We start from the raw sequence: 24,613 nt of genomic DNA, 5'->3' as shown, positions 1-24,613 counted from the left end.
CAAAATGCTCTGTCGTTGAATTTTTTTGAGGAGGCTACCGGCCTGAACATTGCGTCCAGGCGGCGAAGGAGTTCTTAGGCTTTGAGTTGAAACCGCTGACGACCGCCAGCCTGCAGGCCGTCGACCCAGGCTTCGCAAATCTGGATGCCCTGCTCAGGGGTAAATGTGCCGGGATTGAGTCCCGACTCCAGCCACAATCCGTCGAGTAACGCGCTGAGGGCAATGGCTGCCAGGTCCGCATCGAAGCGCTCCCAGCCATGCTCTTGGGCCATGTCCGCCAAGGCCGAGCGCATGATGGTGCGGTACTCGCCGTAAGAATGTTCGTGGGCCAGATTGATGGCCGGTGCGGTCTTGACCGCCCCCCAGAACGCCAGCCAGGCATCCAGCAGTTGCGGATCGAGCAATTGCGGGGAAAAGGAGCCGCGAAAAAACGCCGACAACCGCTCCCGCGGGCTGGGCGCTGCCTTGGCCATGGCATCGCGCAACAGGTTCATGACCTGACCGGTGATGGAGCGATAGGCCTCGGCCACCAGTTCGTCCTTGCCAGAGTAGTGATGGCTGATCAGCCCTACCGATACCCCAGCCTCGGCGCTGATCTTGCGGATCGATGCGCCCTGGAAACCGTGGCGCTTGAGGCAGACCAGCGTCGCCTGGACCAGATTGGCCTTACGCAACTCCGGTTCCATACGAGAGAAACGGGATTCCTGGGTCATGTAGCGGTTCCCTTCGGTTAAATCAGTGGGTGGCACGTTCTGCGGCTGAACGACTGTACAGCAACCACCCACGGGGATTAAACCGCCTCAGGCACGCAAACCCGGCGATACCCGATCCAGCAGGCGCAATAACGCGGCCCAGGCCAATTGCATGGCATCCGGATCGCTCAGTTCACCCCCCTCCAACGGCCGACCTGGATCGTTAAACTGCCGTTCGGTGTACGCGCACACCTCGGCCGACGGCAACACCAGCTTGCCGCAGGCCTGGGCGGCGATCTGGATATCACAAGCCTTTTCCAGGTAATACATACGCAGGAAGGCCTGGCTGACGGTTTCCCCCACCGTCAGCAAACCGTGGTTGCGCAGCATCAGCACCGGCTTGTCCCCCAGGTCGCGAACCAGTCGCTGCTGCTCATCAAGGTCCAGGGCCACGCCTTCGTAATCGTGGTAGGCGACCTTGCCGTAGAACTCCATGGAGATCTGGTTGACCGGCAGCAGTCCGCATTCCAGCGCTGCCACCGCACAACCGGCCCGCGTGTGGGTGTGTAACACGCATTGGGCGTCTTCGCGGGCGCCATGAATGGCGCTGTGGATCACGAAACCTGCCGGGTTGACGGCATACGGCGACGGCTCCACCGCCCGGCCATCAAGGCCGATTTTCACCAGACTGGACGCGGTGATCTCCTCGAACATCAGCCCGTAGGGATTGATCAGGAAGTGATGTTCGGGGCCAGGAATGCGCACTGAAATATGGGTGAAGATCAGGTCGCTCATTCGGAAATGGGCGATCAGCCGATAACAGGCGGCGAGTTCTTCGCGCAGTTGTTGTTCGGTCGGGTGGCAGGCACGGTTGGTCATTTTTGTTCTCCATGCGGGTGGGTGGCGTGGCCGAAGCTAATCCAGCCACCAGTAAAAAAACAAGTTGATTTTTTACTGGCGCTCACCTCCTATAGAAAAATAACAACAACAGCGCCTGGAGTATCCGCACCATGTCGCCCCATGCTTTTCCCCACCTGTTTGAACCCCTTGCACTTCGGGGTAAACGGCTTAAAAACCGCATCATGTCCAGCGGACATGACACCTCGATGCCCACCGATAATCGGGTTAACGAACAGTTGATCGCTTATCACCGGGCGCGGGCCGAGGGCGGTGTCGGGCTGATTGTATTGCAGGTCGCTGGCGTGCATGACAGCGCCCGCTACACCGCTCATGTGCTGATGGCCACTGACGACAGCTGCATCGACGGCTACCGGCAATTGGCCGAGACCTGCCATGCCGAGGGTACTGTGGTGCTGTCGCAGATTTTCCATCCGGGTAGGGAAATCATGGAGTCGGCCGATGGGTTGCTGGCGGTGGCGTACTCGGCGTCCAGTGTGCCCAATGAACGCTTTCGAGTGATGCCCAGGGCCCTTGATCAACGGATGATTGACGACATTGTCGCCGGTTATGGCGCTGCGGCCAGACGTCTGCACCAGGCTGGAATAGACGGGGTCGAGGTGGTTGCCAGCCATGGTTATTTGCCGGCGCAATTTATCAACCCACGGGTCAACCGGCGCTCCGATGGCTACAATGGCGACCTCGACCAGCGCCTGCGTTTCTTGCGGGAAATCATCGCGGCTGTTCGCGCGGCGACTGACGAGCAGTTCATCATAGGCCTGCGTATTTCAGCCGACGAACGTGACCCCGAAGGCCTGAGGGAAGACGAATCCCTGGCAGCCGTGCAGTTACTGCAATCACAGTTGGATTACGTACACATCGTCGCCGGCACCTCGGCCTCTCTCGGCGGTGCCATCCATATCGTACCGCCCATGGCGATTGCCGCGGCGTATCTGGCCAAGGAAGCGGCGACGTTCAAGGCCAGCCTGTCGATTCCGCTGTTTGTCACCGGGCGGATCAATCAGCCCCAGGAAGCCGAGCTGATATTGGCGCGGGGGCAAGCCGATGTGTGTGGCATGACTCGCGCATTGATCTGCGACCCGCAAATGCCCAACAAGACCGACGCGGGCCGTGCCGAGGATGTACGGGCCTGCATCGCCTGTAATCAGGCGTGTATCGGGCGCTTTCACAAGGGGTTGCCCATTTCCTGCATCCAGCATCCGGAGAGTGGGCGTGAATTGCAGTTTGGCCAGATTCGGGCGGCCACGGCGCGCAGACGCATCCTCGTGGCCGGTGGCGGCCCGGCGGGGATGAAGGCGGCCGCCGTGGCGGCGCAGCGCGGTCATGAGGTCACGTTGTATGAAGCCAGTGGGCAACTGGGCGGGCAAGTACTGCTGGCGCAATTGCTGCCACGGCGCAGCGAGTTCGGCGGCGCCAGCACCAATCTTCAGCGGGAGATGGCATTGGCCGGGGTGCGCGTGGTGCGCAACACTCGGGTCGATCGGGCGCTGGTGGAGCGCGAGCAGCCAGACATCGTGATCATCGCCACTGGCGCCGAACCTTACTGGCCGGCCTTCGAACGCGGCGGTGAGTTGCAGGTGGTGGATGCCTGGCAAGTGTTGCGTGATGAAGTCCAGCTCGGTCGTTCGGTGGTGGTGGTCGACTGGCGTTGCGACTGGATCGGCCCTGGCATTGCCGAGCGCCTGGTGCGCGCCGGTCATCAGGTGCAACTGGCGGTCAACGGTACCCATTGCGGGGAAAACCTGCCGCTGTACGTGCGCGATCAGTTGGCCGGCGAGCTGCATCGGCTGGGCATCCCGATCATCCCCTACGCCCGTCTGTACGGCTGCGATGACACCACCGTGTACCTGCAACACACCGCCAGCGCCGAGCCGATGTTGCTGGAAAACATCGACTCGCTGGTGTTGTGCCAGGGGCATCAGCCAGTGGACACTCTTGGCGCACAATTGGAAGGCCTGGTGGACTTCAAGCGCATTGGCGACTGCCTTGCGCCGCGTACCGCCGAAGAGGCCATTTTTGAAGGGTTGAAGGTGGCGTGGGAAATTTGAATGCGTAAGGACGAACCTCAGCAACTGTTCCTGGGCACGCGTATCCGTGGACTGCGAAAGGCTCGCGGCCTGACCCTCACGGTATTGGCGCAGATGAGCAAACTGACCGCCGGCTACATCAGCCAACTGGAACGCAACCTCGCCTACCCCTCGATCCCGGCGCTGTTCAACATCGCTCGCAGCCTGGGGGTAACCATCCAGTGGTTCTTCGCCAGCGAAACCGCCACAGCCCCGCAAGACCAGGGCTACGTGGTGCGTAAAGGCACGCGGCAGAGCATTCACTATGAAGACGGCATTGTTGACCAACTGCTGACGCCCCAGCCCAACCGCCAGTTGGAGATGCTGCACTCGCGCTTCCCGCCCGGTACCTACAGCCAGCAAAGCTACAGCCATGAAGGTGAAGAGGCAGGTTACGTATTGAACGGGAGGTTTGAGTTGTGGGTAGGCGAGCGCCATTTTCAGCTCGACGAGGGCGACAGTTTCAGCTTTCCAAGCAGCGAACCCCATCGCTACGGTAACCCTGGCAAGGTAGATGCAGTAGTGATCTGGGTGATCACGCCACCGACGTTTTGAGCCGCACCTGCCTGGTACTGTCGTTCGTACTGACCACTTTTATCCTATGCTTGCCCAAACAGGGCCGGCACTACGCCAACCCTCCTCCCTCCCCCCGAAACGCGCTGGGACTCAGCCCCGTCCACCGCTTGAACGCTCGTCGAAAACTGCGTACGTCGCTGTAGCCCACCTCTTCGGTAATACGCTCGATGGACAACCCCGGATTGCCCAGCAGGCCCATGGTGCGCGCGCGACGCACCTGCTCCAGCAACGCCTCAAAGGTCAGCCCATGTTCGGTCAAGCGCCGACGCAGGGTGCGGCCACTCATGTTCAAGTCACTGGCGACCTTTTCCAGCTGGCTGCCCTGCAGGTCACGAGAAATCGCCCGTTCCACCGCCTGGATCAAATCCATCTTTTGATGCAGCTGGGCGCTTTCCAGCTCCAGCAGCTCCAGGGCCTGGCGTAACGCCAGAGCATGATGATTGGGCAGGCGCACGTCCAGCCAATGGCTGGCCAGGACCATACGGTTGTGCAGACGGCCAAAGCGTACATCCGCACCAAACAGCCGCGGGTACTCGGCGGCATACAGTGGCACCGCGTGCATGAACTCCACCCGTAGCGGCATAAACTCAGCCCCCACCAGCGCCCTGCCATAGACCATGATGCTGGCAAAGAACTCTTCAGCGGCAAACACCTGTACCTCGGCGTAGGGCAACAGGCATTCAACGTCGATAAACACCTCATTCACCCCTTCATCGATGCGCGAGGTGGCGATGCCGCCGGAGGTGTGCTGGTGCCGCTCGCCGACGGCAAAGGCATCGCGCAGGGTCTTGCACAGGGAAATCACATGCCCCAACAGGCCCAGGGTGCCCAACACATTCTGATTGCCGACACACAGCCCCAGGCCCTGATCCGGCAACGCCTTCAACGCCCGCTGGATCATCGCCGCCGCCTGGCGATAGGAAATGCGCTGGGCCGGGTCATCCAGGTCGCCCAGGGTAAAGCCCAGGCCACGGCACAGGTGCTCGGCACTGGCACCCTTTTGCGCGACGACGTGCCCCAGGGTTTGCAGGAGGAACGGCGAGACCAGGGCCAGTTCATAGTGCGGATCAACAGCTTTCCTTTGCATGAATCTTCGATTCCCGACTGAGTACTCGGTTCTTGTTTTAGAAACATCCTGACAATCATAGGCGCTTGCCAGGATCGCCGCACTCTGCGTGAAAGCTGTCCGCCAAAGTCCCCCTATCTGGCCGCCAATACCCTGCCCCGCCGGGCGCCAAGGGCTTATTTCTATGGGCAAGGCCCATGAAGGTCTGCTCCCCCAACAATAATAACGAGCCCAGACATGAACCCGACCCGTGCGTTTCACCCTCTGCACCTTGCCCTGATGGCACTTATCAGCTTCCCGGCCCTGGCCACGGAAGGCGGCGTGGACAACATCGGTACCGGCACCGATGGCTTTTACATCCTGCCGCTGGACGTCAACAACCTGCCAGACCACATGTTCGCCTTCAACCTCTACTACAACCACTACGAAGCCAAAAAACTCAATATCAGCTCCCTCGGCGGCAAGGTGCCTGACGTCAAGATCAAGTCCGACGCAATCATCCCGCGCCTGGACTACCTCAGCCCGCTGCGGGTATTCGGCGGCCGGCTCGGTGTCTACATCGCGCAGCCTTACCTAAAGCAACAAGTGGCGCTGTTCGGCATGTCCGACCAGCGCGAAAGCATGGGTGACACCACACTGGCGCCGATCATTCTGTGGGACATGGGCAAAAACCTGACCCTCGCCGCCGCCGTGGAGATCACCCTACCCACCGGCGAATACGACGCCACGCGCCTGGCCAACACCAGCAACAACTTCTACACCTACAAACCGCTGTTTTCCGCGACCTGGCTGCCCAACGAGCGCACCGAACTGTCGATCAAGACCACCTACAGCTTCAACAAGGAAAACCACGACACCGATTACCGCTCGGGGCAGATTTTCCACTTTGATTATTCGGCCAGCTATAAAGTGACCGACAACCTGAGCCTGGGCATCAACGGCTACTACCTGAAGCAGACCACCGACGATAAGCAGTACGGGCGCACGGTGACCAATATCTTTGGCGAGGACGTCGATGACGGCGTTCGGGGCCAGGTGTTTGCCATTGGCCCAGCGGTGTATTTCACCTTTCTCAAGTACGCCAGTGCCGAGGTGCGCTGGGCCAAGGAGTTTGATGTGGAGAACCGGCCGGAAGGTGACATGTTGTGGGCCAAGCTGACGATTCCATTTGCGCTTTGACTGGGTACGGTCAATGTGGGCTTGCCTGCGATGCAGGCAACTCGGCCTGTCAGTTACACCAAGGTGATGCCATTGCAGCAGTACGGTGATCCGACAAGCCAACCCCACCGTTGACCGAGGCGCTCAGGTGTAGACCGGCCAGCTTTCGATGATCTTTCCGCCCCTCACCGCCAGCAAATCGCCAAACTGCAGCAACACACACTCAGTCTGGGTCGGCCGCAGAAACACGTGGTCCTCCACCGCCAACCCCACCGCTGGCGAGCCGTTGACCATTTCCTGATTGGAGCTGCGGCCATACAGCTCGTTACTTTGCAGCCCCGAGGGAGACTCGAACTCGGCCATCCAGTTGCCGCCATAGATAAAGAACGTGCCGCGCTGGTTGCTGTCCCACCAGGAGAACAGCCTCGACTTGTCATCCAGCGCCGGGATGTTCACCGCGCCGGTACTTTTCAGCACGGGCGTGGCGATGTAGGCCGCAGGGACGTGCTCGCTCAAGGACGACAAGTCGTAATGAGTCGGCTTGAGCAACGCGGTGCCCACCGAGACTTCGCTGCTCAGGCGTTCCTGTTCGTGGATGCGATAACTCGGGCTGCCGGCGGTATTAAGGGTCAGGCAGTCACGCCACAAGGGCGCAAAGTGCTGGCGGGTGTAGTCGACATAGCCGTTGTAACGTTGCATGACCTTGTCGAACAGCGCCTGGGGCGAGCCGAGAATCCCCGGCACACCCATGCCGACAAATGGGTCGTAGCCCATGAAACCGGCAAACTCCAACTGCTGCGGATGGGCGCTGATCAGTCCCAACATCTGCCCCAGCACGGCATCATCACTGATCCCGCCACGATGCAGGCCAACATCCAGTTCGATATTGACCCGCAGCCTCGTACCCAACCCCTGGGCCAGCGCCAGGTATTGCTGCAACCGCTCAGGGGTGTCCAGCAACCACTGCAATTGCCGGGACGGCTCGAACGGGCCTTTGTGAGTTTGATAAAATAACTGCGCCGAGCGCACCGGCAACGGCTTGCCCATCAGGATATCGGCATCAGGAAATACCAGGGCATCGTGATTGAGAAACGGCTGATGAAACGACATCAACCGCTGGGTGCCGACACGCTTGGCAATGTAGGCCAGCAAACCCGGCGACGGCAGGGATTTCTCCACCAGGCGCAAGTGTTTGCCACCCCGCTGAACCGACTGCATGACCACATCGATATTGTGATCCAGGCTGTCCAGGTCAATCAGCATCACCGGGCGCATCGGCCCATGGGCCTTGAGTTCCTGGTTCAGCGTGCGGAAATACTCGCTGTACGGGCCGCCGCGATCAGTCGGGCGCAACAACGCTGCACCACCCACCAGCAAGGCGCCTGCGCCGACGCTACCGAGCATGAAGTTTCTACGGTTCATCAGGCCACTCCCAGAATAGATGACAGGTGCGCATTGAGGAATTTTCCGCCAGGGTCCAGTGCCTGTCGTACACGGGTGAACTCCTCCCAGCGTGGGTACAGAGCCTGCAGGTTGCGAGCGTTAAGGGTGTGCAACTTGCCCCAGTGAGGCCTGCCGGCGTACTTCCAGAAGATCGGTTCCACCGCCGCAAAAAAGTTGTGATGGTCCATGGTGTAGTGCTGGTGCACGGAGATCGAACAACTGTCGCGCCCTTCAAACATGCTCAAGGGAATATCGTCGGCCTTGACGTAGCGGTACTCGATGGGAAACCAGGTGCGCAGGTCCTTGTCGCTGATCAGTTTGAGGATTTCCCGCAGGCAGGCAGGGCCATGTTCAGCAGGCACCGAATATTCCATCTCGTTGAAACGCACATTGCGCACGTTGGCATAGACCTCATACGACTCGGCCACCCGGTCCTGGAAACTGGCGAAATAGCGCAGGCTGTTGAGCAGGGTGCGTCGGGCGTCGGGGAAGTCGCTGCCGTATTTGTCGAGCTTTTCGATGATTGACACAAACGCGTTGCCGCCCGCCTCGGCCGGATCAATCGGCGGGGTTTCGGGGTCGGTGGTTTCGTTGAGGGCGATGGACAAGGCGTAATCGGAGTGGGTCACCACCAGCATTTCCCAATGCTGGTTTTCCCGGGTGTTTTTCTCCACATCCTCCAGCAGATCGCAGGTTTTGGCGATCCATTGCCGCTCTCGCAGACGATACGGTGCGCGGTTTTGCAGGCGCACTTTGGTTGCCACGCCGAGAGCGCCAAGGGACACCCTGGCGGCATTGAACACCTCGGCATGTCGATTGGCATCGCAGTCCAGCACCTCGCCTTGGGCGGTCACCAGTTGCAGGCCGGTGATATGGCCGCTATAGGAGGTAAAACCGATGCCTGTACCGTGGGTCGAGGTGGCGATGGCGCCAGCCAGCGTCTGGTAGTCGATATCCGCCATGTTCGGCAAGGCCTGGCCGATTTCTTTCAGCGCCGGGCCCATGCGCGACATCGGCGTGCCGGCGCCGAAGATGGCTTGCAGGCTGCCGGCATCGTGATCAAGCAAACCGTTGAAAAAGCTCAGGGACAGCAGCGTGCCGTCGGTGGGCACCAGGGCGCTGAACGAGTGGCCCGAGCCCACCGGCCGCACCTTGCCCGGCGCTTGGCGAATCACCTGCACCAACTCGTCCAGGTCCTTGGGCGCCAGGCGCGCCAGCGGCAGGCAACTTTGCGCGCCAGACCAGTTACGCCAGGGAATCAGCCGCGGTGCACGGGCCAGTTGCGCTAGCGCCGGGTTGCTGCTCAACGCCATGAAAGCGCCCGTCAGCGCCGCGCGCTGCAACAGTTGACGCCGTGATAGGTCCATCACCATGCCGCTTACCTCGTTGTTGTTATTGTTGTTGGCCGGACATGAAACTGATCAGCGCCAGGAACTGCTCCTCGGAACACTGCATGCACAGGCCCATGGGCGGCATACCGTTGTAGCCGTTGATCGTGTGGTCCAGCAGCGTGTCGGCCCCCTGGGCGATGCGCGGGCGCCAGGCAAGGTCGTCGCCGGTCAGCGGTGCGCCGGATGCCGGGTTGGCGTGGCACAGCTTGCAACTGGTGTCGTAGACCCGGGCCAGGGCTGATTCGGTCGGCATGGCACTGGCCGCCGTGGCGCGTTCAGGAGGATGTTTCGATTCGTCGCCGCAGGCCGTCAGCAGGCCGATAAAGGCCAGCAGTAGACTGATACGACAGGGGTTTATTACCCGCATGTCCGCCCTCTCTCTTATGGTGTGGAAAGTCAGATCCACACTAAGGCAGGGGCAGCACCGCGTTGAGGGTATTGGGGGACATAAAGGGGGACTTTAGCGGCCAGGCTTGGCTGGTGCCCAGCAGCTCAAGTTGCCGTCAGCAACCGCGTAAGGGTTGTGTGAAGTTGCGGGTGCTCGGGCAGGCGAATGCCGAAGCTGTCCTGGAGCAGCGTCAGCAGTTCGTCCGCGTCCTGGATCGAGCGTTTTTCGCTGTCGCGGTCCAGGTAATGAATCGCGTAGGTGCCATTGTTCAACGTACGGCGCAGACCCGGAGCAATCAACGCCACTTTCAACTGGCCTATAAACGGTGAGTCGGGGTGGGTGCAGACGTACCAGTTGCCGACCTCATAGTCGATGTGCGACTGCTGCTGCAGGTCGAATACATAGAGCCCGCGCCACTCCCCGGCGACCTGGGCCCACAGGGTGTAGCTGTCCTGTTCCAAGGTCAGGCGGTAGGGTTCATGTGCGGTGGCCTGGGGCGCTTCGCTGTCCAATTGCAACGGGCTGGTAGGCACCATGCCACCAAAACCGACGTCACTGATATAACGCACGCCGTCCACAGTCACCAGGCTCAAGCGGTGAGTCCGGGCGGTGAGCGCATCGGGTGGGCCACCTATCACCACCCTCCCGGTAATGCCACGGGCGTCAAACCCCAGCTCCTGCAACAACGTCAGAAACATTTGGTTCAGTTCGTAGCAATAGCCACCGCGCCCATCCAACAGGACTTTCTGCTCGACGCGGGCTAAATCAATGGGCACTGGCACACGCAACAGGGTCGACAGGGTTTCAAAGGCGAAGGTGCTGACATGGCGCAACTGCAACTGCGCCAGGGTTTGCAGGGTCGGTGCCGGCGGCGTGTCATAACCCAGGCGTTGCAGGTACAGACGACTGTGAGTCAGGCGAGGCGAATCCTGGGACATGGCGCAATCCTTGAGCGCGAGGCGAAGGCATCACTAATACCCTGAACCGGGCCGCTTGCCAATTGTGATCGGTATCAACACCCGCTAGGTAAAGCCCCGCTCTGTGGCGGGGCCGTGTTCAGGTTTTCAGATCGCCAAGAGGGTCGTAGCCCGGCGTCTTGGCGGGCTTTTCTTTTTCGTCCAACGGCGCAATCGCTGGGCCCACCGGGTCAACCTGAGGGTCGGCCAGATCCGGCGAATCGGGGTCGAAACCCAACTCGTCAGCGCCGCTGGAATGTTCCGATGAGTGCGGGCCATCGGGGGTTTTCGAATTACGGGTCATAATCACCTCCTCCACGCGCCGGGTTACAGCGGGCGCGCCTTGTCATGCAGGTTATCCAGGTCCTCGTCGACCCGTTCCTCATCCTTCTCACGCCTGGCCGGGTCATTGGGCCGGTAGGCGTCGTTATCACGCTCCACTTCTCCAGGAAGAATCGGCTCGTCGGGATTTTGCGTACCGGGTTGCTGCTGATACCGGGTCATGGTCCACCTCGCTTGAAGTCCGTTGCACACAGACTTTAGAGAAACCGCTGCACGCCATCGTTCAACCTGATTTCCCTCCTGCCCGTTGAAGCGTGAGAAGATGCCGCGCTGTGGCATACCCCTACTTCCCTTATGGAGACTGCACCCCGGATGTTTGAGATCAAACCCTGCGATCCGCAAACCTATCGCCAGCAGACCCGCCGCAGCACGCTGATCGTCGCCGTGATGTTCGTCTTCCTGGCGATGCTGCTGTCGACCCTGGCCGTGATGCTGTTTGGCGAACCCGGTGGCGACAACTTTCGCTTCAATATCGGCGGGGTCGTGGCCGGGGTGTTGCTGACAGTGGCGCTGGTGCGCGGCCCGTTCTGGTCACAGGCCTGGCTGGCGCCGGCATTATATGGCTGGCAGCTCAAGCGCAGCCTGATGCGCGTGACCAACGTCATGCACAAGGTCACCGAACAGGTGCAGGCCAATGACCCGGCGGCGATCAAGCTACTGCGCTTCTACCATTTGGGGCTGACACAGATGCATGCACTGGACGCCAACTCCAGCGCCCAGGCGCAGTTGGTGGGGGAAATGGACGCGCACAAGGCGAAGATGCAGGCGCTGGGGATCGAGACCGAGCAAACACGCCTGGACCCGGCGTGGCTGGCAGCGGTAAAAAGCGCTTAAGGTTTGCATTCAGACCATCAGATTTGAACCAGCCTGTGAGCGCCAGCAGGACACCGCATCACCGCCGCCCTCGGATCAACCCCCAGCACCAAGTCGCCCCAACGCAGCCTCGCTAAAGCTTGACCATGCACAGAGCCTCTACGGGAATACTGCGTTCAGGTCCAAATGCCCATCCTTGAGCGGCGGGCACCAGTAGTAACCGCCGGTCAACGGTTTGCTGATGCGGTACAAGCCATCGACGATGCCGTCTTCCAGGCCGCTCATGCGGCGTAACTGCGCTTCAAAGGCATCGAAGGAATGACCGAATGCCAAAAACATCAAGCCGGCCTGGCCGTTCTCTGCCCAAGGCATGGAGCGGCGTACCACAAAGGCTTCGGGGGTAAAGCTTTCCTGCGCGGTGCGTTTGACGTGGGCAGTCTCGGGCGCGTCTTCCAATTCTTCGTTGTCGCCATGGCGCCGGCCAATGATGTGATCGCGCTCCTGGGCCGGCAACGCGGCGAAGCCATCCAGGTCGTGCTGCCATTGCTGAATCGCAGCAAAGCTGCCGCCGCCATTGGCCACAGCCGCTTCGACGGCGGCGTCATCATGGGGGTTCTCGGTGCCGTCTTCGTAATCGGTCAGGTCAAAACCGGTCTTGTAGCGAAAGCCTTCAGTCATCTGCACCAGGCGAAACGCCGGCGCCAGGGCTTTTTCAAAGGCCCGACTGCGCATCAGCAATTCGCCGCGATCAACGCCATGCAGCCAGCACCACAGGGCCTGTTGGGTCGACGGGTTTTCAGCGCCTGGGCCGCTGACATGAGGGAACGCTCGTAGCCCTTCAACCTGGGCACCGAGGGCTTTTACCAGCGGCTCACCGAAACCCACCACTACCGTCGCGTCAGCCAATTGCACCAGCGCATCGAGCGCAGCGGGCACGGCGTCAATGGACTCCACGGCAAAAAACAGATGGCGTGCCTGCAAAGGCACCGGTGCGGCAAGAATGCCCGGCTGGTAGTGACTCATATGAACTCCTTCAAGAAAGCCGCGCAGTTTACCCCTCGCGGCGCAACTATGCGCAGGACAAAGCCTCAAAACCTTGCAACTCAGCCCTTTGATGGGTGAATCTCTAACCACGCTGTGCAACCACTCCTGGGGTAGCGATATGTCCACCGATAACCTGCTCGCCAATCTGTTTCCCACCGCCGCCGACATTCCCGAGCAATTCAGGCTTCAGGCACCCATTGAACAGCGTGATTACCTGGTGGACGGCCAGTTGCGGGTATGGGACGGCCCCCTGGCCCAGGTACGCAGCCCGGTGCAGTTGCATGGACCCGATGGCGACACGCCGGTGATCATCGGCAGCACCCCGATGCTGGACGCCGAAACGGCGCTGACCGCACTCGACGCCGCCGTGCGCGCCTATGATCGCGGCCAGGGCAGTTGGCCGACCATGCGCGTGGTAGAACGCATCCAGCACGTCGAAGCCTTTTTGCACCGTATGCGTGAACAGCGCGATGCGGTGGTGAAATTACTGATGTGGGAAATCGGCAAAAACCTCAAGGACTCGCAGAAAGAGTTCGACCGCACCTGCGACTACATCACCGACACCATCAACGCCCTCAAGGAACTCGATCGCCGCTCCAGCCGTTTCGAGCTGGAGCAGGACACCCTCGGGCAGATTCGCCGGGTGCCGATGGGCGTGGCGCTGTGCATGGGGCCTTACAACTACCCGTTGAACGAAACCTTCACCACGCTGATCCCGGCGCTGATCATGGGCAACACCGTAGTGTTCAAGCCGGCCAAGCTCGGCGTGCTACTGATCCGGCCGTTGCTGGAGGCGTTTCGCGACAGCTTCCCGGCCGGGGTGATCAACGTGATCTACGGCAGCGGCCGAGAAACCGTCAGCGCGCTGATGGCCAGCGGCAAGATCGACATCTTCGCCTTTATCGGTACCAACAAGGCCGCCAGCGACTTGAAGAAGCTGCACCCGCGCCCTCACCGCCTGCGCGCGGCGCTGGGCCTGGATGCGAAGAATCCCGGCATCGTCTTGCCCCAGGTCGACCTGGATAACGCCGTTAGCGAAACGCTCACCGGCTCGCTGTCCTTCAACGGCCAGCGCTGCACGGCACTGAAAATCCTCTTTGTGCATGAGGACGTGGTTGAGAGTTTTATCGCGAAATTCAATCAGAAGCTGCTGAGCCTCAAGCCCGGCATGCCTTGGGAAGACGGCGTGTCGCTGACCCCATTACCAGAGCCGGGCAAGGTCGATTACCTGCATGCGCTGGTAGCCGATGCCCAGGCCAAAGGCGCCCATGTGGTCAATGCCAATGGTGGCGCCAGTCGCGGTTCATTTTTCTACCCGGCGGTGCTGTACCCGGTGAACACCGCGATGCGTGTCTACCACGAAGAACAGTTCGGCCCGGTGGTGCCCATCGTGCCCTACCGTGATCTGGATACGGTGATCGACTACGTGCTGGAATCGGACTTCGGTCAGCAACTGAGTATCTTCGGCACCGACCCGACTGAGGTGGGCCGACTGGTGGACACCTTCGCCAACCAGGTGGGCCGGATCAATATCAACGCCCAGTGTCAGCGCGGGCCGGACACCTTCCCGTTCAACGGCCGCAAGAACTCAGCCGAAGGCACGCTATCGGTGCATGATGCGTTGCGGGTGTTTTCGATCCGTACCCTGGTTGCGACCAAGTTCCAGGACAGCAACAAGGAATTGGTCAGCGACATCCTGCATAATCGCGCGTCGAGCTTTTTGACTACTGATTATATTTTCTGAAACCACACCACTATTGTAGGAGCGAGCTTGCTCGCGAAGGACTCAAGGACATCGCGCGTATCCAGACAACACGCGTTATCGTTGAAGATCCTCGCGAGCAAGCTTGCTCCTACAGTGATTTCGAGACGCCCACAAAACCGATGAAGCTCTTTTCCTCCGTCCGTCTACCCAACTTCGTCCGCCGCCTGCTGCGTCCCCTGCTGGATCCCTACCGCCGCTACCGCCACGCCAGGCTGATCCATTCGGTACGGGTGTCACTGGGGCTTTTGGCTTCGATCCTGTTAACCACCGGCCTCAACCTGCCCCATGGCGAATGGGCCTCGGTGACCATGCTGGTGGTAATCGGCGGCTTGCAGCACCACGGCAACATCGGCAAGAAAGCCGTCGAGCGAGCCTATGGCACGCTGATCGGCGCCAGCGTCGGTTTGTTGCTGGTAGCGCAACAGGCGTATCTGGGCCAGCCGCTGCTGACCTATCTGCTGATGTCAGTGGTCTGCGGTTTCTTCTCTTATCACGCCATCGGCAAGGGCGGCTACACCGCTCTGCTGTCCGGGATCACCGTGTTCATCGTCGCCGGCCATGGTGATAATCCGCTGGCTGATGGGCTATGGCGCACGGTCGACATTCTGATCGGCATCTCCCTGGCCCTGGCGTTTTCCTTCGCCCTGCCGCTGTATGCCGTTTATTCGTGGCGCTACAACCTGGCCAGTGCCTTGCGCGATTGCGCAGCGATCTACAGCCGGATCATCAGCGGCCAGTCGGTTACTGACGATGATCATCTCAAGCTGCTTAACCGCTTGAATGCGGCGATGGTGAAACTGCGCTCACTGATGCCGTCGGTGTCCAAGGAAGTGCGGATCTCCATGACGAAGCTGGACGCTATTCAACGCCATCTACGGATGTGCATCAGCACCCTGGAGATCCTCGGCAACACCCGGCCGGACCCTCGGGATGAACAGGCCATGGCCCGGATGCAAATAGCCCTCAAGGCTGAGCATCGGCAGATTAGGGTGCAATTGATCGGCATGGCGCGGGCCTTGCAATCCGGAGCGACGGAGCGGTTGGAGCGGGCCAGTTCGGTTCCCGATCCCGACACAGCATTGGAGACACCCATACACAGTGCGCTGGATGGGTATCGGTTATTGACGGTGCAGTTGGCTGCGAATGTGGATGGGATGCGGGGGCTATTGGCGAAGAGTTCTAGGCAGTGGAAGATTTGAGGGCACAGGCGCTGTAAAAAAACGGGACAGCCTACGGTTAAATAGGGTGTCCCGTGAATAGCCTGCAAAGGCTGTTATCTGAGCCCTACCCCCAGGAGTCGGTTACCCACCCACTGTTTGAAGGTCCCTTCTGCCCCCGTATTGATGTTCCGCCCGTACCAGTAATCGAAAAACAGAAAATTATGGGACCACGTGCTGGACCAATAAAGCCCATTGCCCATTGGCCAACGATTGCCATAAGCGGCGCTTATCTCACGCAGTTCATTAAGAGAGGCCAGCCGCACGCCTTGGCTTCTGGCCCTGTTGTCGATGTCGGTCTTGGTGCCCCCTCCCAAGCCATAACACAGCACGACGCCGCCGACATAAACGACATAGCTCCTCGTTTGCGCCGGTACAGAAGAGTCACGCACGGTAATCGTCGCCGATCCGTTGCCTCTTACCGTGACATACCCCGTGGAGTCCACGAATGCCACGCTGGAGTTGTTCGAGGAGTAGTTGTAACCCGGAGTGCCGCCCGATGCCGTACGTCGAATCGAGTTGCCGGAGTTAAACGCTGGCAAGTTAGCCTGGTTCCCCGGTATCAGATAAGTACGCCCATTGAGGGACACCGCACTCGAGTCAAAGACCAAGGGGCTGGTGAGCCGCACGGTGTAGACCGTACTGGGGAAAATGATCGCACGGGACTCGTCCTCACTCCCGTCATATGTCACTTTCAGCGAGACGGTGACGCTACCATTGTTAGACACACCCAATAACCAGGAGCGGAGCAAGGGGATGTTCGCCAAACCGTTGGCTTGCTGAATGGCAGTTATAGGGTGCCCCTCCAGCAAAACCTGGGTCACAAGGCCTGGGCTGGTCACTCTCAACCAGACACGTTGCCCTGTTACGCTCAAGCGCCACTTTTGCGCGGAAACAATGGCATCTCTGGTCAGGGCAGGCGGGTTGAGCAAACCACCATTGGACGTGTTATTGATCAGCGCCATGGACAAGCTGCCTGACGCGATGGTACCCACGATGACCGTCTGCTCTCCGGAAGGCGCAGTTCCTCCTCTGCCCAACTCCACCGTGTACTGCAGGCGGATAGTGCTATTTACGCTGGTGCCAAGAATGTCATTACCAATATTAAAGGTCACAGTCCCCCCATCAAGCCCGTCCTGGGTACTGATGACAGGCATGGAGCCGTCGGCATAGATCCAGTGCAAGGTTATTCTGTCGGTTCCTCCCACGTTCATGTTCGGGTAACTCACCAGAACCTGGCATTTGTTCTCGACCACGAGCGGGTTAATCGACACCTGCGGCCCGGTGGCAGGCGTGGAGTCCTTGATTTGGGGATGCGGGTAGGTGTTTTTCTCCATTTGAATCATGTGATGCCGAACGTCAAACAACACCGCATTATTGAGGTCGCCGCTGTGGTCGAATGTGACCCAGAAACTGATGGTCAATTCAGACCATTCCTCCAGGTTGCGCAACGCCAGCACTGGAGTCTCGCTGGTGATACCGTTGATCACCTCGCTATCGTCAACGTCGCGGCCCCGATACACGTAGTTGTCGTATGCAAGCCCGGTGTTGCGAGTACCTTGATAACGCAACCACATGCGCTGGCCCAGGTGCGCGTACATCCAGGCCGACACGCGGGTTTCATCGAAGTCTTCGAGCAATGGAATTTCCAGCACCGCGTTGTCGCCAATACTGTCGATCAATGGGCCAGGAAGGTTGTGCAATGTCAGCAAGCGTAGGGTCAGCACGGGCGACGGGGTCGGATAACCGTTGCGGATCACCTGAAAGGAAACATGGATATCACGGCCATCGGGGTGGATGTTAAAGCCAATTGCCTCGGTCGGGATCGTGAAGTCGATATGGCCGCCGACCTGGTTCTCCTTGACCTCATAATGAGTGCCTATACCAGGAAGTCCTTTCCAGCAAACCTGGACTTGGTCGCCAGCCTTGATGTGTTCGTACTTGACCCGCACCGTCGCACCGCCCGGCCAAGTGAGCGCGGGGTCAAGCTCATCAGGTTCGGTGGTGGCTTGCAGTACCTCAGGCAAAAACAGCTCGCCCAATGCGGTCCCGACGGTCACACGCAGCTCATCGGAGTATTGAGTAACTCCGAAGCGATCAATCAGGTAACTGACCGTGAGCGTGCCGTCCAGGTTGTCAAGAAACAGTTGCCTCGGGATATCCAAAACCAGCGGATTTTGGTTCAGGGACAAGATGTATTCAAACTGCTGCTCGCCACTGAGCGAGCCTGTGTATTTGACGATGACCCGATCCCCCCCTTTGAAATCCGTACGCAACTCAAGGGTGCCCACACTGCCAATGGTGGCGGGATCAACATTGCCGTTAATCGCATCAAGGATAATCGGCGCCGGCAAGTCCCGAGGTGGACGGCCGATTTGCACCCACAATCGTTCTGACTCTCGTGCACCGATGGCACCCGTGACGACATAATGCACATTGGTGTCACGCAAGCCCTCGAAACGCATGTAATCGGCATTCGGAAAATCTCGGGTTCGTATATGTTTACCTGCGAGCCGCGAAGACGAAACCCGCTCTATGGAGTTGTCCTGGCGATACCCCTGGATGGTGACCTCCAGGTTATCGCCAGGACTGCCTGGCGGCTGGTAATCAGGCATCTGCGCAGTAATGCGCACAAGGTCCGGCTCAATGAATGGACCATGGGCCTCTCTGACCGAGGGCCGAGGCAATGCATAACGAATACCGGCGATCGTAATCGTGGTATTTCTTGAGGGCAGGTCATCCTCGCCGACCCTTTGCCGAACATAAGAGACCGTCATGGTGCTCTGAATGAGGGACCTGACCAGCTCGTTCCTGATCGGGAATTCGTAATACTGAGGAATTCTATCGACCCGCTGCAACATGGATTCACTGACGAACGCTCCATCAACGGTCGTGCCGTGCACCGTGAGCAAAATGAAGTCCCCCACCCTGAAGTGAGGACTGTTGCGCGCAACGTTCACCTCGGCATGCGCAGGCTCTCTGCCAAGTGCATCGGCGTCCAGTACCATTGTGTCCTCGTCAGCCTCGACGACATACGGCTCTTCAAGCAGCTCCAGATCCAGGTCCACTTCTACAGGTACTGGCTTGCACCAGGGCTGCAGTTCACCCGAGCGATTACGCACCTCGTCATACAGGTAGAACTGCACGACAAAATGGCCGCTGCCCGCCAGTGCGATAAAATCGGGATCAATCACGAACTCCAGGTCAAGGTCCACCTGGTCGGGGGTAATCGGCGGGACGTCATAACGATGTTCTCCCCAATAGAACATCACCAGGTCGTTAACTCGCATGTTCTCCCATTTCTTGATCGTTGCCTTGACACCCCTTGCAGCGACGACAGCGTCAATGAAGGTATCCGATAGAGTCAAAACCAGGTTGGAGTGCCAATTTTCATGGGGCCGTTCGTCAGCACCGCCTGGCCGCGTATCCTTGATAAACACGACTTGAAGTGGCGAAGTGCTGAGTTGAGTACTGCCGACCCTTTCAACCTCACCGTATACATCCGGTATAAAGCCCAACGGCACCGTGGTTCGAGGGATATTCAAGAAAAATCGCTGGTTGGCAACGTCTCCAGGCTTCACCGTATCCTCGGCCATGACAATGCCGTTCATCCATATCCGATACGTGTCCTCAACATTGATACTTTCCCAACGCTCGAAGACGTAATCCAGCCCTTCTTCGAGATGGCGAATGCCCACGCCGTATGCCGCGCCATCTACAGGTGTGACCTGTTGGGGCGATGTGTAGGGGGAGTCCAAATCTTCAATCATGGTAAAGCCTGCACGAGTATCCGATTTCTTCACCGTGGCAGGTTTCTTTGTTGTGGGAGTCGGTCTTAGAGCGGCGGGCTTTATCGGCATGATTGCTCTCCAAATTAAACAGCGTGTAGACAGAACACGCGCCAAGAGAAATCAAACACCCGCCCCATGGGCACGTCTACCTGTCAGAATTGACAGTCGCGACGAATGGTAGACCACGATGACGTAACCAGAGAAAGTTGCTTTCAACATAAACGCCACACACTCACGCTTTCTCTTACATAATTTTCACGCTTTATTCACATCCACGGCCGTACTGTGAAGCCTCATCCGTTACAAATGCTTCACATCAAGCCCGCCGCCCCAGCGGGCTTTTTTTTGCCTGGGTTTTACTTGGATAGAGTGGGGAGTGGTAGCGGGGTTTGATGAAGTGCACGACTGGTTACCGCTTGGCCGGCTCCGGGCGGAGCCGGCGGTCCATCAGCGAGCGGCTTTGCTGACGTCGGGAGCCGCCCCCTGCTCGCGGATCGCCCGCTGGGTATCAAGCACCCGCGCCAGGGCCATTTCGGCCTCGGGGCTTTGCTGCGGCACGCGAATGGCCGCCGAGACCAGAGTGATCAGCTTGGCCATGACTTCAGCATCGGTGGCCGGACGGCCCAGGCTCATGGAGTTCATCAGCAAGCGCAGTTCGGTCCCGGCCATCACCCCGGAGATCGCCTTGAGGGCAAATTGCAGGCGCACCCCCAATTCGTTACGCGGCAGTTCCGGCAGTGCCAGGGCGAATGCTTCAAAGAAGCGCTGGAACACCGGCTGATAGTGCACCTTGAGGTATTCCTGGATAAACGGCGAAGTGTCGCTGTAGACCCGGCCCAGGAAACGAATAAAGGAGCGCCCTTCACCGCTGGCCGGATCGCTGCGCTCCAGGCCCATGGCCGGGGCGAACAGCACGCCGAGCAGGGTGTCGCAATCGAGCGGGCCATCAGATTCGGCTTCGCACTTGTCGAGCAATTGCAAACGTTGTTCGTTGAGCGGTTCTAGGCGCTGCATCAGCAGCGTCTTCATGAGGGAGTCTTTGTCCCCGAAGTGGTAATTCACCGCAGCGAGATTGACCTGGGCCTTCTCGGTAATCTGCCGCAACAAAACGGCGTCATAGCCGTATTTGATGAAAAGAGCCTCTGTCGCATCCAGCAATCGAGTCTTGGTAACGTTTGGAGCGCTGAGTTTCTTCGCGACCATAGGGGTTCCACATGGGAAGGGATGTTTTAAAACAAAATTTGATTTTTTATACCGGGGCCGCTGATTGAAAGCAAGTAGTGACACTGCACCCTATTACCCAAAGGCCCTATCAGCCACCGTCTTGCGGGTGATCCGAGGTGTTTCACAACACCCGGCGGCGCCTCATGCTCCCATTTTCGACAGGTTAAACCGCTCTATCTCTACGGCTAGCGAAGCGAGTAGATCAAGGTGACGGTGACCACAGGACAATCCACTTCCAAGGGAATTGAAGTGTTTGGCTCAAACCGGGGGTTGTAAAAGTGGGCGCCCCCATCCCCGCCGCCCCTACGCGAGGTTAGCCGGAGCGCCTTGAGCCAGCCGGGTCGCCAACGCCTTGGCCTGGCTCGCCACATCGGTCACCGCCGTGCTCTCCCACCACATGCCCCTAAGCGGCGGCCCCATGGCAAACAGGCGTTGGCTAACCTGACCGAGGGCATCAAGCACGGCGCCTGACGTATCCGCGGTAATCCCCAGCGCCAATGGCCCCGGTTGAATCAACCCACGCGCCAGCAGTTGCCGAGGCAACGGCCGAGCCACGCGGCGCCAGTCGTATTCGATACCGCTGGAGTTGATCAGCGCAGCACCGCTGACCTGCATCGTTTCCTGCTCACCGCGACGGCGCAGGCGGATGGTCACTTCACCCGCCTGGGACGGTTCCAGCCCCTTGAACGAGGCTGCCTGGATGCGCAACCGCCCTTCCCCATGCAGGCGCGCCACCAGTTCGGCGCTCAAGGGTGGCGAGCGGTGGTGATGGCTTTCCCACCAGGGCCGTACATGACGCACGAACTGGCGCTTCTGGCGCTCGCTGGCCTGGCTCCACAGGCGGCCGATATGGGCACGCACGGTATCCAGCGGCGCTTGCCAATCGATGCCTTGCTCCAGCGCCGCTTGGCACTGGCGGCGCACTTCACGCAGGAGTTGCCGAGGGCTGCGAAGGCGATGGTCTTCGCCAAGGAAGTCCACCCAGCTCGGCGGTTGCCGGCGCACATGGGGCAGCAAACCATGGCGAGAAAACACCTCGATCGGCCCTCGATGCCCGGCCTGTTCCAAAGACACCACGGCGTCGACCATCGTCAGGCCGGAGCCGATAATAAGCACCGTCGATTGTGGGTCCAGTTGGGTCATGGCCTGCACGTCCCACGGGTCGACGGCTGCCGCATTCAAGCCGCAGGAGGAGGTCTGCGGCGTACGGGCAGCAGGGAACATGCCGGTGGCCAAAACAGCAAAGGCGCCGCGCAGTTGCTGGCCATCGCTCAAAGTCAGCAGCGTTGAATTTTCATCCACCTGAAGGTCAATTACCTCGGCGCGAATATGTTCCACGGTTGATTGCGAAAGCGCCTGGGCTTCAGCCAATCGTTGCTGAGCATACAACCCAAAAATCCCCCGAGGCGGGAACAGCTCGCTGACGGGCACATGTTGCTGGTCCGACTCCGGCCAACCGCCCGCCGCGATGTACTCGGTCAGCCATTGGGTCAAATCATCGGCGTTGTCCGGGTCGACGCTCATGCGCGCCGCGTTGCCGTTCAAGGTATGCCCCAGCTCCACGGCGCTGTAGGCCTCGCCGCGTCCCAGCTCACTGCGCGGCTCGATGATCAGTATCTGCCGTCTGCCCGGCAGGCGCAGCAGTTGCGCGGCCAGCAAGGTGCCGCTCAGGCCACCGCCAATCACCAGCACATCGGCGTTGCGGATGGCGCTCGTCGCCTGTCCGAGTTCGGTTTCAGTCATCAAATGCGCCCTTACTGTCTGCCCAGGTAGATGTCATGCAAATCGCCCCGCGCCAGCAGCTCACTGGCGCTGCCGCTGAGAACCACCCGCCCGGTATCGAGCACGTAGCCTTGAGAGGCATAGTTCAGCGCGACGTTGATATTCTGCTCGGCGATCAAAAAACTCATCTGAGCAGGGTGTGGAAGCTGGGCCGACTCCAGGCTCCAGGCTCCAGGGAGATACCAGAGCAATTGCAGGAGTCGTGCCTGAATTTAATTATCAATAAAATCAGTATGCTACATAACAAAAATAGAAATTTACGTAGCCTCAAACCAGCAAAGTGTCCAACCACTGTTGCCTCATGAACAGTTAGATCACCACATTGCGCACAAACCGCGCCGCCACTTCACCGTCATTGCGATAGCTGTGGGGCTGGTGGCTGGCGAACATGTAGAACTCTCCGGCGCTGATCTGATGTGCTTCCTCACCCAACATCAGGGTCAGACACCCCTCGAAGACAAACAGTTGCTCGCTCCAGCCTTCCAGGTCGGGATCGGGGCAATAGAGATCACCGGGTTCCAGGCGCCACTCCCACAGTTCGACTTCACGCCGGGCGGTGGCCTTGGCCAGCAACACGGCTTTGCTGCCGTCGATTTCCCCCGCCCACGCCAGTTCATTGATGCGGCTATGATCACGGGCGTCTGGGGCCTGGATCAGGTCGCTGAAGGCCACGTCCAAGGCTTCGGCGACGCGGTCCAGAGTGGACAGACTGACGTTCTTTTCGCCGGCCTCGATGGCCACCAGCATCCGGCGACTGACGCCGGACTTTTCGGACAGCGCCGTCTGACTCAACTCGGCGGCATGCCGCAGGCGACGAACGTTCTGGCTGACGTGCTGCAGGACCGAGGCTCGTTGCGGATTTTCTTTGTGCACTATATTGCTCACTCGGTGGGGTTGCGCAGTATACTGCCCAGCTGCGGCGCATTGTGCGTTCCGCGCCCTTCCTGTGCAAGACCAGAGCCGCCATGACCTCCTCGACCTCCTCCCCGCGCGTTTCCCGTTTCAGCAAAGCCGAATGCGTGCTGGTGCTGATCACCATGTTTTGGGGCGGCACCTTTATCCTAGTGCAACATGCCATGACGGTGAGCGGCCCGATGTTTTTTGTCGGCCTGCGCTTTGCGGCGGCTACTGTGGCGGTGGGCCTGTTCTCGCTGCGCAGCCTGCGGGGCTTGACCCTATTTGAACTGAAGGCCGGGGCCTTTATCGGTGTGGCGATCATGTTTGGCTATGGTTTGCAGACCATTGGCCTGCAGACGATTCTGAGCAGTCAGTCGGCGTTTATCACCGCGCTGTATGTGCCTTTCGTGCCACTGTTGCAATGGCTGGTATTGGGTCGCCGTCCGGGGTTGATGCCGAGTATTGGCATTATGCTGGCGTTCGCCGGGCTGATGCTGTTGACCGGCCCTGCGGGCGCGTCGCTGAATTTCAGCCCTGGTGAAATCGCCACCTTGATCGGGGCCATTGCGATTGCTGCCGAGATCATCCTGATCAGCGCCTATGCAGGCCAGGTGGATGTGCGCCGGGTCACGGTGGTGCAACTGGCCACCGCGTCGGTGTTGTCGTTCCTGATGGTGGTGCCCATGGGCGAAGCGCTGCCGGGGTTTTCCTGGTTGTTGCTGTTTAGCGCTGTGGGCCTGGGGCTGACCAGCGCAGTGATTCAACTGGCAATGAACTGGGCGCAAAAAAGCGTTTCGCCGACCCGGGCGACGTTGATCTATGCCGGTGAGCCGGTGTGGGCTGGCGTGGTGGGGCGGATTGCCGGCGAGCGGTTCCCGCCGATTGCCATGCTGGGGGCGGTGTTGATTGTGGCGGCGGTGATTGTCAGTGAAATGAAGAGGGGCAGCCAGAAAAACGCCGCTTCGGAAAAAGAGTTGGAGCAGGAACGCCAGGGTTGATGTCTTGAGTTGCAAGCTGCAAGCTCCAAGAAATACGCATACGGCTCTACGCTTGCGGCTTGTAGCTGCCTTCTGCCCTCTTGTAG

The 24,613-nt window shown here is 59.6% G+C and carries 21 protein-coding genes and 1 pseudogene; 7 read left to right on the top strand and 15 right to left on the bottom strand.

The window, feature by feature from the left end; genetic code table 11:
• Positions 1-74: 74 nt before the first annotated feature.
• Together ACZRJ6_RS13490 and ACZRJ6_RS13485 are read right to left on the bottom strand one after the other, a co-directional pair.
• Positions 75-713, bottom strand: a complete 639-nt coding sequence (locus ACZRJ6_RS13490) for a TetR family transcriptional regulator C-terminal domain-containing protein (RefSeq protein ID WP_149412657.1) — start codon at positions 711-713, stop codon at positions 75-77.
• Positions 714-800: 87 nt separating this feature from the next.
• Complete coding sequence (locus ACZRJ6_RS13485) at positions 801-1,571, bottom strand: class II aldolase/adducin family protein (protein ID WP_463968778.1); 771 nt, start codon at positions 1,569-1,571, stop codon at positions 801-803.
• A 131-nt stretch (positions 1,572-1,702) separates the two neighbouring features.
• Between ACZRJ6_RS13485 and ACZRJ6_RS13480 the strand changes: the two genes are divergently transcribed.
• Both ACZRJ6_RS13480 and ACZRJ6_RS13475 read left to right on the top strand, forming a co-directional pair.
• The gene (locus ACZRJ6_RS13480; protein ID WP_463968779.1) at positions 1,703-3,658 is read left to right on the top strand and encodes an oxidoreductase; all 1,956 of its coding nucleotides are present in this window, start codon (positions 1,703-1,705) and stop codon (positions 3,656-3,658) included.
• Positions 3,659-4,231, top strand: a complete 573-nt coding sequence (locus ACZRJ6_RS13475; protein WP_463968780.1) for a cupin domain-containing protein — start codon at positions 3,659-3,661, stop codon at positions 4,229-4,231.
• Between the two features lie 70 nt (positions 4,232-4,301).
• Here the strand turns inward: ACZRJ6_RS13475 and ACZRJ6_RS13470 are convergent, their stop codons facing one another.
• Positions 4,302-5,339: an AraC family transcriptional regulator gene (locus ACZRJ6_RS13470; protein WP_463968781.1), complete on the bottom strand. Its 1,038-nt coding sequence runs from the start codon at positions 5,337-5,339 to the stop codon at positions 4,302-4,304.
• 216 nt (positions 5,340-5,555) lie between these two features.
• Between ACZRJ6_RS13470 and ACZRJ6_RS13465 the strand changes: the two genes are divergently transcribed.
• Positions 5,556-6,497, top strand: a complete 942-nt coding sequence (locus ACZRJ6_RS13465; protein ID WP_463968782.1) for a SphA family protein — start codon at positions 5,556-5,558, stop codon at positions 6,495-6,497.
• A 123-nt stretch (positions 6,498-6,620) separates the two neighbouring features.
• Here the strand turns inward: ACZRJ6_RS13465 and ACZRJ6_RS13460 are convergent, their stop codons facing one another.
• From ACZRJ6_RS13460 to ACZRJ6_RS13435, 6 genes are all read right to left on the bottom strand, one after another.
• Entirely contained in the window at positions 6,621-7,829 is a 1,209-nt protein-coding gene (locus ACZRJ6_RS13460; protein WP_463968886.1) for a DSD1 family PLP-dependent enzyme, read from the bottom strand.
• 68 nt (positions 7,830-7,897) lie between these two features.
• Positions 7,898-9,226, bottom strand: coding sequence for a D-arabinono-1,4-lactone oxidase (locus tag ACZRJ6_RS13455; RefSeq protein WP_463968887.1), 1,329 nt, complete (start codon positions 9,224-9,226; stop codon positions 7,898-7,900).
• Positions 9,227-9,311: 85 nt separating this feature from the next.
• On the bottom strand, positions 9,312-9,677 hold the full coding sequence (locus tag ACZRJ6_RS13450) for a c-type cytochrome (protein ID WP_463968783.1): 366 nt from the start codon (positions 9,675-9,677) through the stop codon (positions 9,312-9,314).
• 125 nt (positions 9,678-9,802) lie between these two features.
• Positions 9,803-10,636, bottom strand: coding sequence for an arylamine N-acetyltransferase family protein (locus ACZRJ6_RS13445; RefSeq protein ID WP_463968784.1), 834 nt, complete (start codon positions 10,634-10,636; stop codon positions 9,803-9,805).
• A gap of 118 nt (positions 10,637-10,754) precedes the next feature.
• Entirely contained in the window at positions 10,755-10,958 is a 204-nt protein-coding gene (locus ACZRJ6_RS13440; RefSeq protein WP_463968785.1) for a DUF6021 family protein, read from the bottom strand.
• 23 nt (positions 10,959-10,981) lie between these two features.
• Positions 10,982-11,158, bottom strand: coding sequence for a hypothetical protein (locus ACZRJ6_RS13435; protein WP_178114413.1), 177 nt, complete (start codon positions 11,156-11,158; stop codon positions 10,982-10,984).
• A 150-nt stretch (positions 11,159-11,308) separates the two neighbouring features.
• On the opposite strand from ACZRJ6_RS13435, the gene ACZRJ6_RS13430 reads away from it, so the two are divergent.
• Positions 11,309-11,830, top strand: a complete 522-nt coding sequence (locus ACZRJ6_RS13430) for a DUF3087 family protein (protein ID WP_463968786.1) — start codon at positions 11,309-11,311, stop codon at positions 11,828-11,830.
• Between the two features lie 138 nt (positions 11,831-11,968).
• Here ACZRJ6_RS13430 and ACZRJ6_RS13425 read toward each other — a convergent pair whose 3' ends face one another.
• Positions 11,969-12,832, bottom strand: coding sequence for a Dyp-type peroxidase (locus ACZRJ6_RS13425; protein ID WP_463968787.1), 864 nt, complete (start codon positions 12,830-12,832; stop codon positions 11,969-11,971).
• Positions 12,833-12,971: 139 nt separating this feature from the next.
• Between ACZRJ6_RS13425 and ACZRJ6_RS13420 the strand changes: the two genes are divergently transcribed.
• Positions 12,972-14,597 (top strand): NADP-dependent glyceraldehyde-3-phosphate dehydrogenase, encoded by a 1,626-nt coding sequence (locus ACZRJ6_RS13420; protein ID WP_463968788.1) that lies wholly within the window; start codon positions 12,972-12,974, stop codon positions 14,595-14,597.
• Between the two features lie 140 nt (positions 14,598-14,737).
• Positions 14,738-15,817 (top strand): FUSC family protein, encoded by a 1,080-nt coding sequence (locus ACZRJ6_RS13415; RefSeq protein WP_463968789.1) that lies wholly within the window; start codon positions 14,738-14,740, stop codon positions 15,815-15,817.
• A 74-nt stretch (positions 15,818-15,891) separates the two neighbouring features.
• On the opposite strand, the gene ACZRJ6_RS13410 is transcribed toward ACZRJ6_RS13415, so the two are convergent.
• The 5 genes and pseudogenes from ACZRJ6_RS13410 to ACZRJ6_RS13390 form a co-directional block, all read right to left on the bottom strand.
• Entirely contained in the window at positions 15,892-19,695 is a 3,804-nt protein-coding gene (locus tag ACZRJ6_RS13410; RefSeq protein ID WP_463993539.1) for an Ig-like domain-containing protein, read from the bottom strand.
• A gap of 378 nt (positions 19,696-20,073) precedes the next feature.
• Positions 20,074-20,829, bottom strand: coding sequence for a TetR/AcrR family transcriptional regulator (locus ACZRJ6_RS13405; RefSeq protein WP_463968791.1), 756 nt, complete (start codon positions 20,827-20,829; stop codon positions 20,074-20,076).
• A gap of 324 nt (positions 20,830-21,153) precedes the next feature.
• A complete protein-coding gene (locus ACZRJ6_RS13400; protein ID WP_463968792.1) occupies positions 21,154-22,593 on the bottom strand; it encodes an FAD/NAD(P)-binding protein in 1,440 nt (479 codons plus the stop codon).
• An 11-nt stretch (positions 22,594-22,604) separates the two neighbouring features.
• A pseudogene (locus ACZRJ6_RS13395) lies at positions 22,605-22,763 on the bottom strand (ABC transporter ATP-binding protein); the annotation flags it as partial.
• Between the two features lie 178 nt (positions 22,764-22,941).
• A complete protein-coding gene (locus ACZRJ6_RS13390; protein ID WP_463968793.1) occupies positions 22,942-23,505 on the bottom strand; it encodes a helix-turn-helix domain-containing protein in 564 nt (187 codons plus the stop codon).
• A gap of 92 nt (positions 23,506-23,597) precedes the next feature.
• Between ACZRJ6_RS13390 and ACZRJ6_RS13385 the strand changes: the two genes are divergently transcribed.
• Positions 23,598-24,527: a DMT family transporter gene (locus tag ACZRJ6_RS13385; RefSeq protein WP_463968794.1), complete on the top strand. Its 930-nt coding sequence runs from the start codon at positions 23,598-23,600 to the stop codon at positions 24,525-24,527.
• The last annotated feature ends 86 nt before the right edge of the window (positions 24,528-24,613 follow it).

It is taken from the genome of Pseudomonas sp. C321, assembly GCF_055407105.1.
This window is presented reverse-complemented; position numbering and strand designations above follow the sequence as displayed.

What these genes read in the sequence shown, in the direction of transcription:
- ACZRJ6_RS13385 (WP_463968794.1), top strand. Translation starts at nt 23,598, where the DNA reads ATGACCTCCTCGACCTCCTCCCCGCGCGTTTCCCGTTTCAGCAAAGCC.
- ACZRJ6_RS13405 (WP_463968791.1), bottom strand. Translation starts at nt 20,829, where the DNA reads ATGGTCGCGAAGAAACTCAGCGCTCCAAACGTTACCAAGACTCGATTG.
- ACZRJ6_RS13425 (WP_463968787.1), bottom strand. Translation starts at nt 12,832, where the DNA reads ATGAGTCACTACCAGCCGGGCATTCTTGCCGCACCGGTGCCTTTGCAG.
- ACZRJ6_RS13475 (WP_463968780.1), top strand. Translation starts at nt 3,659, where the DNA reads ATGCGTAAGGACGAACCTCAGCAACTGTTCCTGGGCACGCGTATCCGT.
- ACZRJ6_RS13400 (WP_463968792.1), bottom strand. Translation starts at nt 22,593, where the DNA reads ATGACTGAAACCGAACTCGGACAGGCGACGAGCGCCATCCGCAACGCC.
- ACZRJ6_RS13410 (WP_463993539.1), bottom strand. Translation starts at nt 19,695, where the DNA reads ATGCCGATAAAGCCCGCCGCTCTAAGACCGACTCCCACAACAAAGAAA.
- ACZRJ6_RS13485 (WP_463968778.1), bottom strand. Translation starts at nt 1,571, where the DNA reads ATGACCAACCGTGCCTGCCACCCGACCGAACAACAACTGCGCGAAGAA.
- ACZRJ6_RS13430 (WP_463968786.1), top strand. Translation starts at nt 11,309, where the DNA reads ATGTTTGAGATCAAACCCTGCGATCCGCAAACCTATCGCCAGCAGACC.
- ACZRJ6_RS13435 (WP_178114413.1), bottom strand. Translation starts at nt 11,158, where the DNA reads ATGACCCGGTATCAGCAGCAACCCGGTACGCAAAATCCCGACGAGCCG.
- ACZRJ6_RS13415 (WP_463968789.1), top strand. Translation starts at nt 14,738, where the DNA reads ATGAAGCTCTTTTCCTCCGTCCGTCTACCCAACTTCGTCCGCCGCCTG.
- ACZRJ6_RS13445 (WP_463968784.1), bottom strand. Translation starts at nt 10,636, where the DNA reads ATGTCCCAGGATTCGCCTCGCCTGACTCACAGTCGTCTGTACCTGCAA.
- ACZRJ6_RS13450 (WP_463968783.1), bottom strand. Translation starts at nt 9,677, where the DNA reads ATGCGGGTAATAAACCCCTGTCGTATCAGTCTACTGCTGGCCTTTATC.
- ACZRJ6_RS13420 (WP_463968788.1), top strand. Translation starts at nt 12,972, where the DNA reads ATGTCCACCGATAACCTGCTCGCCAATCTGTTTCCCACCGCCGCCGAC.
- ACZRJ6_RS13490 (WP_149412657.1), bottom strand. Translation starts at nt 713, where the DNA reads ATGACCCAGGAATCCCGTTTCTCTCGTATGGAACCGGAGTTGCGTAAG.
- ACZRJ6_RS13440 (WP_463968785.1), bottom strand. Translation starts at nt 10,958, where the DNA reads ATGACCCGTAATTCGAAAACCCCCGATGGCCCGCACTCATCGGAACAT.
- ACZRJ6_RS13480 (WP_463968779.1), top strand. Translation starts at nt 1,703, where the DNA reads ATGTCGCCCCATGCTTTTCCCCACCTGTTTGAACCCCTTGCACTTCGG.
- ACZRJ6_RS13470 (WP_463968781.1), bottom strand. Translation starts at nt 5,339, where the DNA reads ATGCAAAGGAAAGCTGTTGATCCGCACTATGAACTGGCCCTGGTCTCG.
- ACZRJ6_RS13465 (WP_463968782.1), top strand. Translation starts at nt 5,556, where the DNA reads ATGAACCCGACCCGTGCGTTTCACCCTCTGCACCTTGCCCTGATGGCA.